At 72.2% G+C, this 14,832-nt stretch carries 9 protein-coding genes; 8 read left to right on the top strand and 1 reads right to left on the bottom strand.

Annotated features, from left to right (window positions below; all coding sequences use genetic code 11):
* Positions 1 to 6: 6 nt before the first annotated feature.
* From BIV25_RS16680 to BIV25_RS16710, 7 genes are all read left to right on the top strand, one after another.
* Positions 7 to 1,569 (top strand): DUF4192 domain-containing protein, encoded by a 1,563-nt coding sequence (locus BIV25_RS16680; protein ID WP_071373121.1) that lies wholly within the window; start codon positions 7 to 9, stop codon positions 1,567 to 1,569.
* Positions 1,570 to 2,060: 491 nt separating this feature from the next.
* Positions 2,061 to 4,250 (top strand): glycogen debranching N-terminal domain-containing protein, encoded by a 2,190-nt coding sequence (locus tag BIV25_RS16685; protein ID WP_256255862.1) that lies wholly within the window; start codon positions 2,061 to 2,063, stop codon positions 4,248 to 4,250.
* Between the two features lie 129 nt (positions 4,251 to 4,379).
* The gene (locus BIV25_RS16690) at positions 4,380 to 5,138 is read left to right on the top strand and encodes an NUDIX domain-containing protein (protein ID WP_071373122.1); all 759 of its coding nucleotides are present in this window, start codon (positions 4,380 to 4,382) and stop codon (positions 5,136 to 5,138) included.
* Between the two features lie 161 nt (positions 5,139 to 5,299).
* Positions 5,300 to 7,864: an ATP-binding cassette domain-containing protein gene (locus tag BIV25_RS16695; protein ID WP_071373123.1), complete on the top strand. Its 2,565-nt coding sequence runs from the start codon at positions 5,300 to 5,302 to the stop codon at positions 7,862 to 7,864.
* A gap of 162 nt (positions 7,865 to 8,026) precedes the next feature.
* The gene (locus tag BIV25_RS16700) at positions 8,027 to 8,914 is read left to right on the top strand and encodes a FadR/GntR family transcriptional regulator (protein WP_071373124.1); all 888 of its coding nucleotides are present in this window, start codon (positions 8,027 to 8,029) and stop codon (positions 8,912 to 8,914) included.
* 459 nt (positions 8,915 to 9,373) lie between these two features.
* Positions 9,374 to 10,915, top strand: a complete 1,542-nt coding sequence (locus BIV25_RS16705) for an RNA polymerase sigma factor (RefSeq protein ID WP_071373174.1) — start codon at positions 9,374 to 9,376, stop codon at positions 10,913 to 10,915.
* Positions 10,916 to 11,037: 122 nt separating this feature from the next.
* Positions 11,038 to 11,898, top strand: coding sequence for a serine protease (locus tag BIV25_RS16710; protein ID WP_071373125.1), 861 nt, complete (start codon positions 11,038 to 11,040; stop codon positions 11,896 to 11,898).
* 99 nt (positions 11,899 to 11,997) lie between these two features.
* Here BIV25_RS16710 and BIV25_RS16715 read toward each other — a convergent pair whose 3' ends face one another.
* A complete protein-coding gene (locus BIV25_RS16715; protein ID WP_071373126.1) occupies positions 11,998 to 12,228 on the bottom strand; it encodes a hypothetical protein in 231 nt (76 codons plus the stop codon).
* 438 nt (positions 12,229 to 12,666) lie between these two features.
* On the opposite strand from BIV25_RS16715, the gene BIV25_RS16720 reads away from it, so the two are divergent.
* Entirely contained in the window at positions 12,667 to 14,790 is a 2,124-nt protein-coding gene (locus BIV25_RS16720) for a type IIA DNA topoisomerase subunit B (protein ID WP_071373127.1), read from the top strand.
* The last annotated feature ends 42 nt before the right edge of the window (positions 14,791 to 14,832 follow it).

Consider the following 14,832-nt stretch of genomic DNA (forward strand, 5'->3'; position numbering starts at 1 on the left):
CTCCGCATGACGAACCACGGCGAAACCACGGGACCGTTCGAAAACAATGACATCTCCGGACACGACCCGCTCTCCGGGCTGTCCGCGCCCGACACGCACATCACTCTGCGCACCCCCGCCGAGCTGGCCGACGCCCTGCCCTACCTGCTCGGATACCGCCCCGAGGACAGCATGGTGCTGGTCGCCCTACACGACCACGAAAGCGGCGGCCGGTTCGGCGGCCGGGCCCGGCTCGGCATTCCCGCGAACGAGGAGGACTGGGAGGCGGCCGCCCGGCAGCTGGCCCAGGGCCTGGTCAAGGGCAGCGAGCGGCGGGGCTCCCGCCCGGCTCAGATGGTGGCCTACGTCTGCCAGGAGCCGGCTCCGGGTGAGTCCGGCCGGGACGTCAGGCGCCGGCTCGAGCGGCTGGCCCAGTTGCTGCGCACCCAGTGCGGCGACCTGGACGTGCCGGTCGTCGAGGCCCTGTGCATCGCGGACGGCCGCTACTGGTCGTACTGCTGCCCGGTGGAGGGCTGCTGCCCCGAGGGCGGCTCGCCGATGGGCCTGCCCGGCACCTCGGTCCTGGCCGCTGCGGCCACCTATGCCGGCCTCCAAGTACGCGGCACCCTCAGGGAGTTGCGGGCCAGGCTCCAGCCCTGGGAGACCTCCGCGGTCCTGGAGCAGGAGGCCGCGCTGGACGCGGCGGGCATGGCCCTGGTGCCCCGCATTCTCGACGAGGCGTCCCGTCCGGAGGTGGCCGAGGAGACCCTCGCCCTGGCCGAGCGCATCATGCGCCGCTTCGCCGCGGCCGCGCCCGTGCCGGGCACACATCCGGCGGACGTCCGCGACGACGGCCTGCTCGCACATGACGAGGCGGCCACGGTCATCCTCGGACTCCAGGACCGCACGACCCGCGACCGTGCCGCCGCCTGGATGGAGGGTGCGGAGGCCGGACCCGCTCTCCGGCTCTGGCGCGCCCTGGCCCGCCGCTGCGTCGGCCCCTACGGTGAGCACGCCGCGGCCCCGCTGACCCTGGCCGGCTGGGTCGCCTGGTCGACGGGGGACGAACTGGAGGCCCGCGAGGCCCTGGCCATGGCCCTGGGCGCGGATCCCGACTACCTCTTCGCCCGCCTGCTGCACCAGGCCTGCAACGAAGGACTCGACCCCGAGGCGATCCGCCGCTGTCTGCGCACGGAGCGCCCGGGGCCTGCGCGGGCCGAGGCCGTGCAGCAGACGCCCGCGGCAGTGGATTCGGCACCCGGCGAGTTCCCGGCCGTCGACGGCGACACGTCCGGGGCACGTGCGCAGCCGGACGGTCAGGTGGCGGGTCCGGCGTCCGGGACGGGCACGCGCCGAAGGCGCCGTATGCGGTCCCTCGACGGAAGCGACAGCCGCCGAGCGGCCCGAGCGGCCCGGACGGCGGGCGGAGGACGACGCCCGACCGGCTCCCGCTCCGGGGCATCGGCAGCCGAGCCCACTCGCCCGGCCATGCGCGGTCCCGGCGCCACGCGCGAGCGTGCCTCGGACCAGGGCGCGACCAGCGCCACCCCGTCGGGAAGCGGCCTTCGCGAGCCCGAGGGGGATGGATGAACGCCTTGGCACCGGTCACGCAGACCCGCACGGCCACACCTCGCGGTGCACCGGCGGCCGCGGAGACCTGGGGCGTGCGCCCCCGGAACCCGCGCACGCCCCAGCCCCACGAGGGTCCGGCCGCGTCCCACCCGGCGACCCCGGGACGCCGCCGCGGCGCGGCATCCGTCCTGTGCCGCCCGGCCGTCCTGGTGCACCGCCCTCGTCCAGGTGCTCCAGGGGTTCCGGGGACTTCGGCGGCACGCACGGGCGTACCGCGCACCCGGTGGCGGCACCGGATCACGGCCGTGCCGAACGGCGCCGACGCCGTCGCGCAGCGCCGCGATCCGGCCGGGCTCCCCGGGGCGGGCCGTGACCCGGAAGCGGCGCCCTGCGTTCACCTGAGTGGCGGAGCGCCCGAACGCACTGCGCCGCACGACCGATGTCCCCCGGGGCGTCCCACCGGCCGCCCAGCGCGTCCCTGGCGCACCGAGAGCGGAAGAGGCCCTTCCATGCACCAGCAGCCGACTTCGTCCTTCGCCGCCGCCGAGCGACCGCCGAGGGACGGGCCTACGCGGTTCCGGCCGGACGGCGCCGTCATGACGGCGGTGGAGACCCTCGGCGTACGACCGCCGTCCCAGGACTCCCGGCCGACCTCTCCCGCTGCCGTGGGCGCACCCTCTGGCGCCCCCCACCCTGCCCGTCGGCCCGCCTCGCTCCCGTCGCCCCGCACGGCGGCGAGCAGCCGCCCGATATCGGAACTGCCGCCCACCCACGCCGCGTTGATCTGCGTCGCCCTGCCCGGCCTCGCGATCTCGGGCGAGCTGGGGCAGCTGACCGGCCGGGGGCTGGACGGGTTCTACCGCGGCGGGCGGCGGCTGCTCTCACGGTGCCAGGTCCGCGTGGCCGGACGTGAACCACTCGCCGTACAGGCCAGGATGACCGGCGCCGACAGCGCCCGCTTCGTCGCGACGCTCCGGGCTTCCCCAGCGACGGGCCCCGATCCGGATGTCGTGGTCGAACGAACACGCCGCGCCGAGGGAACCGAACGGATCACCGTCCGCAACGCCACCGTGCGACCGCTGAGGCTGCCCGTCGAGATCGCCCTCGGCACGGACCTCGCCGAACTCGGCGCCGTCGCCTCCGGCCGGACGGACCCCCAACTCCCGGCCACGGTCCGCGACTCGGGTCTGCGCTGGGCCACGGCCGATGCCGCCGCCAGTGTCACCGCCGACCCACCTCCCTGCGACGTCCTGGCGTCCGCCGGACTCCTGCGCTGGGAACTGCAACTGCCGCCGGGCGGGTCGGCGACCGTGGAACTCCGGGTACGGCTCGACGGCGCGGGCCCCTTGCGGGCCGCGGGACGGACCACGACCAGCCCGATCGCCGCCGCCCGGGCGACGGGCGACGATCCCCGGGTGGCCCCGCTGCTCGACACGGCCGTCGCCGACCTCCAGGCCCTCCTCCTGCGTGACGCCACCCACCCTTCCGACACCCATCTCGCGGCGGGCGCGCCCTGGCGCTGTGGGATGGCGCCCGCCGAGGCCCTCGCCGCCGCCCGTATGGCCCTGCCCCTCGGCACCCGGCTCGCCGCGGGCACCCTGCGGACCCTGGCCCGCACGCAACTCCCGGGCGACGACGCACGGGCCGGCATGATCCCCGGGCCGCGACGCGACGCCGGCCCTCTCCTCCCGCCGGGCTGCACGGGAACGGAGGCCACGCTGCTCTTCCCCGTACTGCTCGCCGAGGCCCGCCGCTGGGGACTGCCCGACACGGAGACCAGGGAACTGCTGCCCGCCGCCGAACGCTGTCTCACGTGGCTGCGGACCACCGCCGGCGACCAGTCCTACCTCCCCGATCCGCAGCCCGCGGGTCCGGTCCGCTGCGAAACGCAGGCCCACGCGTACCGCGCGGCCCTGCTCGGCGCCGACCTCCTCGACGCCTACGACCGGCCGGGCGCCGCCGAGTTGCGCCGGTGGGCGCAGGCCCTGCGCACAGCCTTCCGGACCCGCTTCTGGATCGAGGACCACGGCGGCGGGCGCCCGGCCGCCGCCCTGACTCCGGACGGCCGTCCCGTGCCGCACCTGGGCGCGGCCGCCGCCCACCTGCTCGACACCGGCCTGCTCGGTTCCGGCCGGCTCGCCCCGGGCCTCCTGGACCGGGTGCAGACCGAACAGCTCGCCCGGCTGCTCGGCACTCCCGCCATGGACGCGGGCTGGGGGCTGCGCGGTCTGGGCGCCAAGGAGACGGGACACAACCCGTTCGGCCATCGGAGTGGAGCCGTCCGGGTTCACGAGACCGCCGTCGCCGTCGCCGGACTGGCCGCCGCAGGCTACGAGAGGGAAGCCGCCGGTCTGCTGAGAGGTCTGCTGGAAGCGGCGGAACACTTCGGGTACCGGCTGCCGGAGATGTTCGGCGGCGAACAGCGCACCGCCGGGAGCGCTCCCCTCCCGCATCCTGCGGCCTGCCGGCCGGCGGCCACCGCCGCGGCATCCGCGATCATGGTGCTCACCGCTCTCGCGGGTGTCCGCCCCGACGCCCCGGCCCGTACGGTCACCCTGAGCCCCGTGCGCAGCGCACCGCTCGGCGAACTCGGTCTCACCGGGCTGCGCCTCGCCGGCGCTCCCTTCGCCGTACGGATCAGCCGGCTGGGCCTCGCCATGGTCGAGGAGGCGGCGGACGGCCTGCAACTGGGAGTGTGACCTCGTACGACGAGACCGAGCGAAGAAACGGAGCCGGCCCTGCGCCCCATAACGGAACGAAGCGGAACCACCATCGATGCGGCCGACGAAGGGAGTGTTTATCGTCAGGCAGACGACTATGATCGCCGCATGCCCTACGACCCGTCAGCCTTCCCGCCCTTCGCCGTCACCGTGGACCTGGTCGTGCTGACCGTGCGCCGTCATGCCCTGTGCGCGCTGGCGGTCCGCAGGGGCGAGCCCCCCTTCCAGGGGCGCTGGGCGCTGCCGGGCGGGTTCGTGCGGGCCGACGAGGACCTGTCCCAGGCGGCGGCGCGCGAACTGGCGGAGGAGACCGGGCTCACGGCGCACGATCCCGCGGCCCCGGCCCAGGACAACGGGGCCCATCTCGAGCAGCTCGCCACCTACGGCGACCCCAAGCGGGACCCGCGCATGCGGGTGGTCAGCGTCGCGCACCTCGCGCTCGCGCCGGACCTGCCGGCCCCGCGCGCGGGGGGCGACGCCAGCAACGCGCGCTGGGCGCCGGTCGAGGAACTGCTGCAGCGGGGTGGCTACGGACGTGACGGCGAGCCGGTGGCGCCGCTCGCCTTCGACCATGCGCAGATCCTGGCCGACGGGGTGGAGCGGGCCCGGTCCAAGATCGAGTACTCCTCACTGGCCACCGCGTTCTGCCCGCCGGAGTTCACCGTCGGTGAGTTGCGCCGGGTGTACGAGGCGGTGTGGGCGGTGGCTCTCGATCCCCGCAATTTCCACCGGAAGGTCACCGGCACGCCCGGATTCCTGGTTCCCACGGGAGGCACGACCACGCGCCAGGGCGGCCGGCCGGCGCAGCTCTTCCGGGCCGGCGGGGCCACTCTCCTCAACCCCCCGATGCTGCGCCCCGAGGTCTGAGGCGTACGGCGGGGCGGCCGAGCGGGGGAGGGGTTGACCGACGGTACCGGGGGCTCCGGTTGCGGCGAACGGCGGACGTCGGCCGGGTCCGGCGGCGCCATGTCTAGAACCAGATCGGGTGATACCAGAAAAATCGGACATCGCAAGCTATCTTGCTTCAGGTGATCCAGGCCTTCGGACTGACCAGCATTCCCCGCAAGGCGCAGCCGCCCGCCGTCGACGACGTCTCCTTCGAAGCGCGTGCCGGGAAGGTCACCGCGCTCCTCGGAGGCGCCGGCGCGGGCAAGACCACAGCGCTCAGACTGATGCTCGAACTCCAACAGGGTCGCGGCATCACCTACTTCAGAGGGCGGCCCCTGCACCGGATCGCCCATCCGTCCCGGGAGGTCGGCGTGCTCCTCGGCGATGTGCCGGGGCACCCTGCCCGCTCGGTCCGCGGTCATCTGCGTATGCTCTGCGCGGCCTCGGGCGTCCCCGCGCGGCGCGCCGACGAGATCCTCGAAGCCGTCGGCCTCGTCGGCCTCCGCGAAGAGTGTCTCGGCACGCTCTCGCGCGGCATGGACCGTCGGCTCGGCCTCGCCTGCGCCCTGCTGCCCGACCCGCACACGCTCGTCCTGGACGAGCCCGCCGACAGACTCTCCGCCCACGAGGCCCAGTGGTTGCACGACATGCTGCGCGCTCACGCACGGGAGGGCGGCACTGTGGTCTTCACCACGGCCGACCCCAAGGAGGCCGCACGCAGGGCCGACCGCGTCGTCACCCTCGACAGCGGCAGGCTCATGGCCGACCAGGACGCCGGAGACTTCGCCCGCACCCGGCTGCGCCCGCGTGTCGCGGTCCGCAGCCCCCAGGCGGGACGACTCGCGACCCTGCTCGCCAAGGAGGCCCGCGGCGCGCGCCGGTCCGTGGAGGTCGTGCGAGAGGACGGCAACCGCCTCTCGGTGTACGGCTCCACGACCGCCGACATCGGTGAGACGGCCTTCCGGAACGGCATTCTCGTCCACCAACTCGCGGACGAGGTCGGCGACATGGGTCCGGGTACCGGTGCAGAGCCTGGCGCCGGGCCGACGGAGGCGGGCGGCGTCGTGGCGAACGAGCCTCGGGCGCCGCGCGAACACGATGAGGCGGACGCCTCGGCGGTGGAGGCGCAGTCCGCGGCGCTCGGTCTGCCGACGGCGGAGCCGGGCCCCTCGGCGTCAGCCCCGCCCTCGCCCGGCCCGGGCTTCCCGGCGCCGGCCTTGCCCGCCGCGGGCAAGGCCGCGATGGTGTTCGGCTTCACGCCGCCGAAGCCGGGCGACACGGCGTCGGAGGTCCGGGCGGGCGAACGGGGTGCGGTGTCGCCGGGCTTCTCGGCGGAGGGGCGGGAGCGCGCGGAAGCGGATGCGCCGACGCCGCAGCCGCGCGGGGCCGGTCCCTCCTCGGGCGAGGAGGGGCGGAGTGTGTCCGCGCTCGCGTCGGCGGACGGGGCGAAGGCGCCCGACGGTGAGCGATCGTCCTACGGGAACGCGTCCGGCCTCCGCCCCGTGGCGGAGTACGCGGAGGCGGCGCGGGACGCCACGGCCGGGGGCGGGTCGCCGAGCGGTGCCCTCCCGGAAGCCGGCGGGACGGCGCATGGAGCTGTGGAGTCCGGTGATGAGGGCATGCGCGGCCGGGCGCAAGGGGTGGCCCCCGCGGAGGCACTCACTGGTGCCGACGGTGGCCGGAGGGCCGGCAGGCAGGGCGCGCACCCCGCGCAGGGCGCCCGCGCGGCACAAGGCCGGGCCGTGGCGGCCCAGGAAGCGAAGGCCGCCGGTACTAGCAGCCCCGCGGGGGGCATCTCCGCACTTCGCGCCCGTCTTCCCGGCGCCAGGACTTCGGGCACGCGTCAGACGTGGGCCGACCGCGCCGCCCGCCCTGACGGCGTCCGCACCCTCGACAACCTCTCCGCTCTCCCGCCTCCCATCTCCGTCCGTCCCGCCCCCACCCCACTCCGCCCCCTGCGCTACGAGATCCGGCGCACCATCGGAATCGGCGCCGGCTTCCTCACCTGCGCCGCCGTGCTGGCGCTGTCCGTTCTCACCGCCGTACTGCTGGCTCGGCTCGGCCACACTCCGCAGGCACGGCTGTTCGCCGCATGGCCGCGGGAGCTGCCGCTGCCGCCCGCGGCGCTCGCGGCAGGACTGCTCGGCGCGTCGGCCTTCGGGGACGAGTTCCGCCACCCCGCCCTCGCGGCGGACCGCGGCACCGTGCCCCGCCGGCTGGGGCTGCTGGCCGCCAAACTTCTCGTCTCCGGAGTCACCGCGGCGCTGCTCGCCTTCCTCGCCGTGGGCTGCGACGCCGAGGCGCTTTACATCGTCTACGGACGGGAGCTGGCACAAGTTCCCGCGGACTGGCTTTCGCTGGGCGTGAGTTGGTTCGGTCTCGTCGTGGGGTGCGCCTGGGCCGGAGTCCTCGCGGCCGGTGTCTTCCGGTCCACCACGGGTGGCCTCGCCGCCGTACTCGCCGTGCCCGTCCTCGTCGTTCCCGTCCTGCACGCGGCGACGCAGGGACCCGCCCTGCGTATGGCGGCCGGATTTCCGGGACGGATGCGGGAGGTGTTCCTGCTGCAGTGGCCCTTCGGAGGGGAGAGGTATGCCCTCGGGCTGGCACGCGTGCTGGCCCAACCGGTGGGCGGAGCACTGGTGTTGTCGCTGGCGGCGCTCGTGTGCGCGTACCTGTTCACGACGCTGCGCACCGGATTCCGATGACGGGCGCGCGTCCGCTTTCGATCTCGCCGTGCGCACAACTCCCCTCAGAAAGCCCATTTCTTTCCGATAAGGCGTCAATTGCGACGGCGTGAGCGATCACCCTTTCGTGTGCTTTTCACCAAAGACCTCAAGGGAGTTGGAAACGGCGCCGACAAAGGTTCCGTGAGTACCCTTGCGCACACCATGATGACCGCCGCCCGCTCCACCGACTCCGGTCTGGCCGGCCCGGGCGAACTCGACCGCTACCCCTACGCCGAGGCCCCCGTGCCCGATCGCGTGGGAACGCCCTCCTGGGAGGGGGCGGAACCGGAGCTGGGCCGCGTAGGCAGGCGTGCCGCGGGCAGCCGCGGACGCGGCCTGCACGGCCAACTCGTCCAACAACTGGGGCAGATGATCGTCTCGGGCGACCTGGGCGCGGACCGTCCGCTGGTGCCCGAGGAGATCGGCCAGCGCTTCGAGGTGTCCCGCACCGTCGTCCGCGAGTCCCTCCGCGTTCTCGAGGCCAAGGGCCTGGTCAGCGCCCGCCCGAACGTCGGCACGCGCGTGCGTCCCGTCAGCGACTGGAACCTGCTCGATCCGGACATCATCGAATGGCGGGCCTTCGGGCCGCAGCGCGACGACCAGCGCCGGGAGCTGAGCGAACTGCGCTGGACCATCGAGCCGCTCGCCGCCCGCCTCGCCGCCGGGCACGGCCGGGAGGAGGTGCAGCAGCGTCTGTGCGACATGGTGGAGATCATGAGCCATGCCATGGCGCAGGGCGACGCGCTGACCTATTCGCGCGCCGACAACGAGTTCCACGGCCTGCTCATCCAGATCGCCGGCAACCGCATGCTGGAGCACCTGTCCGGGATCGTGTCCGCCGCCCTCCAGGTGTCGGGTGGCCCGGTGACGGCCTGCGACCGGCCGAACGAGGCGTCCCTCGCGCAGCACGCGCGCATCGTCGACGCTCTCGGCACGGGCGACGGCGCTGCGGCGGAGACGGCCATGCGTCAACTGCTCACGGTCCACCCCGAGGTCGAACGCGTGGTGCCCGCCCCGCGCGAGCACTGACGCAGGCGCTGATCCGCGCGATGAAGGCGGTGTGACAGCCCGTGTGCGGTGTCAGCGTGCTTCTCGTGGGTCTCGTGTCGATGCCGGGCTCGGGTACCGGCCGCTGCCGGACCCCGCCGGATCCAGTGCGGATCGGCGGGGTCCGGCGGTGCGACGGGCGGCCGTGGTCGCGGGTGTGACCGGACGCGAGGCCGATAGCGATCTCCTCTGTCCGTGTCTGACCGTTTTTGGTTGCTTACGGGGTGTGACTCGGGCCACGCAGATTGGGCGTAACGCTCGTGGGAACAGCGCGATGACCTAAGAGGTGACAGCCGCGGAGGGAATACGGACGCCATGACAGGCGCTGTGCATCTCCCCGGCTCCCGCCCGCGCCGTCGGCCCATCCCCAGGCCGGTGGTCGGCTCCTGTCCGCAGTGGACGGTGCCGGAAGCCGTTTTCCAACGTTCCGAGAGGTTGTTCGTGTCGGCCAGCACATCCCGTACGCTCCCGCCGGAGATCGCCGAGTCCGTCTCTGTCATGGCTCTCATTGAGCGGGGAAAGGCTGATGGGCAGATCGCCGGCGACGATGTGCGTCGGGCCTTCGAAGCTGACCAGATTCCGGCCACTCAGTGGAAGAACGTACTGCGCAGCCTCAACCAGATCCTTGAGGAAGAGGGTGTGACGCTGATGGTCAGTGCCGCAGAGCCCAAGCGCACCCGCAAGAGCGTCGCAGCGAAGAGTCCGGCCAAGCGCACCGCCACCAAGACGGTCGCGGCGAAGACGGTGACGACGAGGAAGGCCACCGCCACCACGGCCGCCCCCGCGGTGCCCGCCGCTCCGGTCGCAGCCGATTCCGCCGAGGAAGCCGTACCCGCCAAGAAGGCCGCGGCCAAGAAGGCGACCGCCAAGAAGGTGGCCGCCAAGAAGACCGTAGCGAAGAAGACGGCCGCCAAGAAGACCGCGGCCAAGAAGGACGACGCCGAGATTCTCGAGGACGAGGTTCTCGAGGACACCAAGGTGGCCGACGAGCCCGAGGGCGCCGAGAGCGCCGGCTTCGTCCTGTCCGACGAGGACGAGGACGACGCGCCCGCGCAGCAGGTCGCCGCGGCCGGCGCCACCGCCGACCCCGTCAAGGACTACCTGAAGCAGATCGGCAAGGTCCCCCTGCTCAACGCCGAGCAGGAGGTCGAGCTGGCCAAGCGCATCGAGGCGGGCCTGTTCGCCGAGGACAAGCTGGCCAACGCCGACAAGCTGGCGCCGAAGCTCAAGCGCGAGCTGGAGATCATCGCCGAGGACGGCCGGCGCGCCAAGAACCACCTCCTGGAGGCCAACCTCCGTCTGGTGGTCTCCCTGGCCAAGCGCTACACCGGCCGCGGCATGCTCTTCCTGGACCTCATCCAGGAGGGCAACCTCGGTCTGATCCGCGCGGTCGAGAAGTTCGACTACACCAAGGGCTACAAGTTCTCCACGTACGCCACCTGGTGGATCCGGCAGGCGATCACCCGCGCCATGGCCGACCAGGCCCGCACCATCCGTATCCCGGTGCACATGGTCGAGGTCATCAACAAGCTCGCGCGCGTGCAGCGTCAGATGCTCCAGGACCTGGGCCGCGAGCCCACCCCGGAGGAGCTGGCCAAGGAACTCGACATGACCCCGGAGAAGGTCATCGAGGTCCAGAAGTACGGCCGCGAGCCCATCTCGCTGCACACCCCGCTGGGCGAGGACGGCGACAGCGAGTTCGGTGACCTCATCGAGGACTCCGAGGCCGTCGTCCCGGCCGATGCCGTCAGCTTCACGCTCCTCCAGGAGCAGCTGCACTCGGTGCTGGACACCCTGTCCGAGCGCGAGGCCGGCGTCGTCTCCATGCGGTTCGGTCTCACCGACGGTCAGCCGAAGACCCTCGACGAGATCGGCAAGGTCTACGGCGTGACGCGTGAGCGCATCCGTCAGATCGAGTCCAAGACCATGTCGAAGCTGCGCCACCCGTCGCGTTCCCAGGTGCTGCGCGACTACCTCGACTAGGTCGCGTCCGTACGACACCGAAGGCCCGGTTCCCCACGCGGGAGCCGGGCCTTCGTGCTGCGCGCATCGGAGCTGTGGATCACTCTGGGTGTTCCGACACCACCCGAGAGCGAGGTTCCCTCATGCGTCGTTCCGTTGCCCGGGCCCTGGTCCGGCCGCTGGCCCTGGCGGCCGCCTCAGCCGTCATACCCCTGGTCGGCGCGGCCCCCGTGGCCGCCGACAGCGTCGTCGTCGGGGGGTTTCCGATCGACGTCTCACAGGCCCCGTGGACGGTCGCGCTGTCCAGCCGTGACCGGTTCGGAGGTACGCGGGCGGGTCAGTTCTGCGGCGGCGTGGCGGTCGCACCGACCACCGTGCTCACAGCGGCCCACTGCCTCGGCGAGGACGTGCTCGGGGGCCCGCCGAACGCGGCGCGTGACCTCAAGGTCATCGCGGGCCGTACGGACCTGCTGTCCGGCAAGGGCCAGGAGATCGCGGTACGAGACGCCCGGATCAACCCGGGGTACGACGCCACGACGAACGCCGGCGACTTCGCCGTCCTCACACTCGCCACGCCGCTGCCGCGCAGTGCGGTGGTCGCCATGGCCGGTGCGGGAGACCCGGCCTACACGCCCGGCACCGAGGCCCTCGTCTCCGGATGGGGCGACACGAGCGGCGGGGGCGCCTACGCGCGCAGGCTCCACGCGGCACGCGTACACGTGCTGCCCGACGACACCTGCGCTCGCGCCTACCCGGGCGGCCCTGAGGGCGTCTACCGGGCGGGCAGCATGCTCTGTGGCGGAGAGGCCAAGGGCGGCCCGGACGCCTGTCAGGGCGACAGCGGAGGCCCTCTGGTGGCCTCTGGGCGGCTGATCGGGCTGGTGTCCTGGGGGAGCGGCTGCGGCAGACCGGGCAACCCCGGGGTCTACACGCGCGTTTCCGCGGTCGCACGAGTGCTGGACGCGTCCTCGGGCGGCCGCGCAGGCTCCGGCGAGCTCTCTTGAGAGGCGCGCGGGTACGAGAACGGGCGGCGGCTCCCGGTCGGGAGCCGCCGCCCGTTTCCACCGGCCTGTGCCGGCGCTGGCTCGTCGTGTGTGCGAGATTCAGCGCTCTTCGTCGGAAGCGGTGTTCGGAGCGGTCGTCAGCCGCTCCGTCTCGTCCTGTATCTCAGCGGCGATCTTCTTGAGTTCCGGCTCGAACTTGCGACCGTGGTGGGCGCAGAAGAGCAGTTCTCCGCCGCTCAGCAGGACGACGCGCAGGTATGCCTGGGCGCCGCAGCGGTCGCAGCGATCGGCGGCCGTCAGCGGGCTCGCGGGGGTCAGAACAGTAGTCACGTCGCCTCTTCTCTAGCTCGACGAGCTGTCGTACCAGGGTCAACATCCAACCAGCCCGAAAACGTTCCCGCTCGTGGCTTTTCCTCGAAAAAATCTTCCGGGCGGCTGTCTGCTGCCGGTTGGCGGCGAATGTGCCGTAGTGCGTCTCTTGCGTGCTTACGGTTTCGCGCAGTGTTGTGTCTCGGTCCTCCCGGCCGGGTTGCCGGTTGTTCATGAGGACGTGCCCGGAGCCTAAATGGTTCATGCCTCCAAGGGAACGTGATGTGTGCTTCACTCCAACGAGGGATCGAACATGCATGCGACTCTGGACTAGTCTGAGTTTTCGACGAGGGTGGCGTTACACCGGCTCTACCAGGCCTCGGTACCCTCTGAGCGGCAACCGAAGCCGCCCCCTTACCCAACAAGGGGTCAACTGAAATTCAGCGAGGAGCGAACCGCGTGACCGCCGATACGTCCGTGCCGTCCACAGCGCTGCTGGCAGGAGCAGACCGGGACGGTTCCAACTACACCGCGCGGCACCTGCTCGTCCTCGAGGGCCTCGAAGCCGTGCGCAAGCGTCCGGGCATGTACATCGGCTCGACCGACAGTCGCGGCCTGATGCACTGTCTGTGGGAGATCATCGACAACTCCGTGGACGAGGCCCTCGCGGGTGTCTGTGACCACATCGAGGTGGTCCTCCACGACGACGGCTCCGTGGAGGTGCGCGACAACGGCCGGGGTATCCCCGTGGACGTCGAGCCGAGGACCGGCCTGTCCGGCGTCGAAGTCGTCATGACCAAGCTGCACGCGGGCGGCAAGTTCGGCGGTGGCTCGTACGCCGCCTCCGGCGGTCTGCACGGCGTCGGTGCCTCCGTGGTCAACGCCCTCTCCGCCCGTCTCGACGTCGAGGTGGACCGGGGTGGCCACACGCACGCGATCAGTTTCCGGCGAGGAGTGCCGGGCGCCTTCGCCGCCGACGGTGCCGAGGCGAAGTTCGAGGCCAAGAGCGGCCTGCGCAAGACGAAGAAGGTCCCGAAGACCCGCAGCGGCACGCGCGTGCGGTACTGGGCCGACCGGCAGATCTTCCTCAAGGACGCCAAGCTCTCCCTGGAGACCCTGCACCAGCGCGCCCGGCAGACCGCCTTCCTGGTGCCGGGCCTGACGATCGTCGTACGCGACGAGGTCGGACTGGGCGAGGGCGGAAGCAAGGGCGAGGAGTCCTTCCGCTTCGACGGCGGGATCAGCGAGTTCTGCGAGTACCTGGCGAACGACAAGCCGGTCTGCGACGTCCTCCGCTTCTCGGGGCAGGGCACCTTCAAGGAGACCGTCCCGGTCCTGGACGAGCACGGCCAGATGACGCCCACCGAGGTCACCCGCGAACTGGGCGTGGACGTCGCGCTGCGCTGGGGCACGGGCTATGACGCGAAGGTCAGGTCCTTTGTCAACATCATCGCCACCCCCAAGGGCGGCACCCACGTGGCCGGCTTCGAGCAGGCCCTCACACAGACGATGAACGATGTGCTGCGCGCCAAGAAGATGCTGCGCGTGGCCGAGGACAACATCGTCAAGGACGACGCGCTGGAGGGCCTCACCGCCGTCGTCACCGTGCGCCTGGCCGAGCCGCAGTTCGAGGGCCAGACCAAGGAGGTCCTCGGTACCTCGGCGGCCCGCCGCATCGTGAACAACGTGGTCACGAAGGAACTGAAGGCGTTCCTGACCGCCACCAAGCGCGACGCCGCGGCGCAGGCCCGGGTCGTCATGGAGAAGGTCGTGGCGGCCGCCCGCACGCGCGTCGCGGCCCGCCAGCACAAGGACGCCCAGCGGCGGAAGACGGCCCTGGAGTCCTCGTCCCTGCCGGCGAAGCTCGCCGACTGCCGCAGCGACGACGTCGACCGCAGCGAACTGTTCATCGTCGAGGGCGACTCCGCGCTCGGTACGGCGAAGCTGGCGCGGAACTCCGAGTTCCAGGCCCTGCTGCCGATCCGGGGCAAGATCCTCAACGTCCAGCGGTCGTCGGTGACCGACATGCTGAAGAACGCCGAGTGCGGCGCCATCATCCAGGTCATAGGAGCGGGCTCGGGCCGCACCTTCGACATCGACCAGGCCCGCTACGGCAAGATCATCATGATGACCGATGCCGATGTGGACGGCTCCCACATCCGCTGCCTGCTGCTCACGCTCTTCCAGCGCTACATGCGGCCCATGGTCGAGGCCGGCCGGGTCTTCGCCGCGGTGCCGCCGCTGCACCGGATCGAGATCGTCCAGCCCAAGAAGGGCCAGGACAAGTACGTCTACACGTACTCCGACCGCGAGCTGCGGGACAAGCTCATGGAGTTCCAGAGCAAGGGCATCCGGTACAAGGAGTCCATCCAGCGCTACAAGGGTCTGGGCGAGATGGACGCCGACCAGCTGGCCGAGACCACGATGGACCCGCGCCATCGCACCCTGCGCCGGATCAACCTGGCCGACCTGGAAGCCGCGGAACAGGTCTTCGACCTGCTGATGGGCAACGACGTGGCACCCCGCAAGGAGTTCATCTCCAGTTCGGCGGCGACGCTGGACCGTTCGCGTATCGACGCGTAGCCACTGCGCCGGACTCCGGCCGACCGGGGAGTGCCCGGGAGG

The organism is Streptomyces sp. MUSC 14, assembly GCF_001866675.1.
Classification (GTDB): Bacteria; Actinomycetota; Actinomycetes; order Streptomycetales; family Streptomycetaceae; genus Streptomyces.

Coding starts and splice junctions, on each gene's coding strand:
- BIV25_RS16710 (WP_071373125.1), top strand. CDS start 11,038: ATGCGTCGTTCCGTTGCCCGGGCCCTGGTCCGGCCGCTGGCCCTGGCG.
- BIV25_RS16680 (WP_071373121.1), top strand. CDS start 7: ATGACGAACCACGGCGAAACCACGGGACCGTTCGAAAACAATGACATC.
- BIV25_RS16690 (WP_071373122.1), top strand. CDS start 4,380: ATGCCCTACGACCCGTCAGCCTTCCCGCCCTTCGCCGTCACCGTGGAC.
- BIV25_RS16685 (WP_256255862.1), top strand. CDS start 2,061: ATGCACCAGCAGCCGACTTCGTCCTTCGCCGCCGCCGAGCGACCGCCG.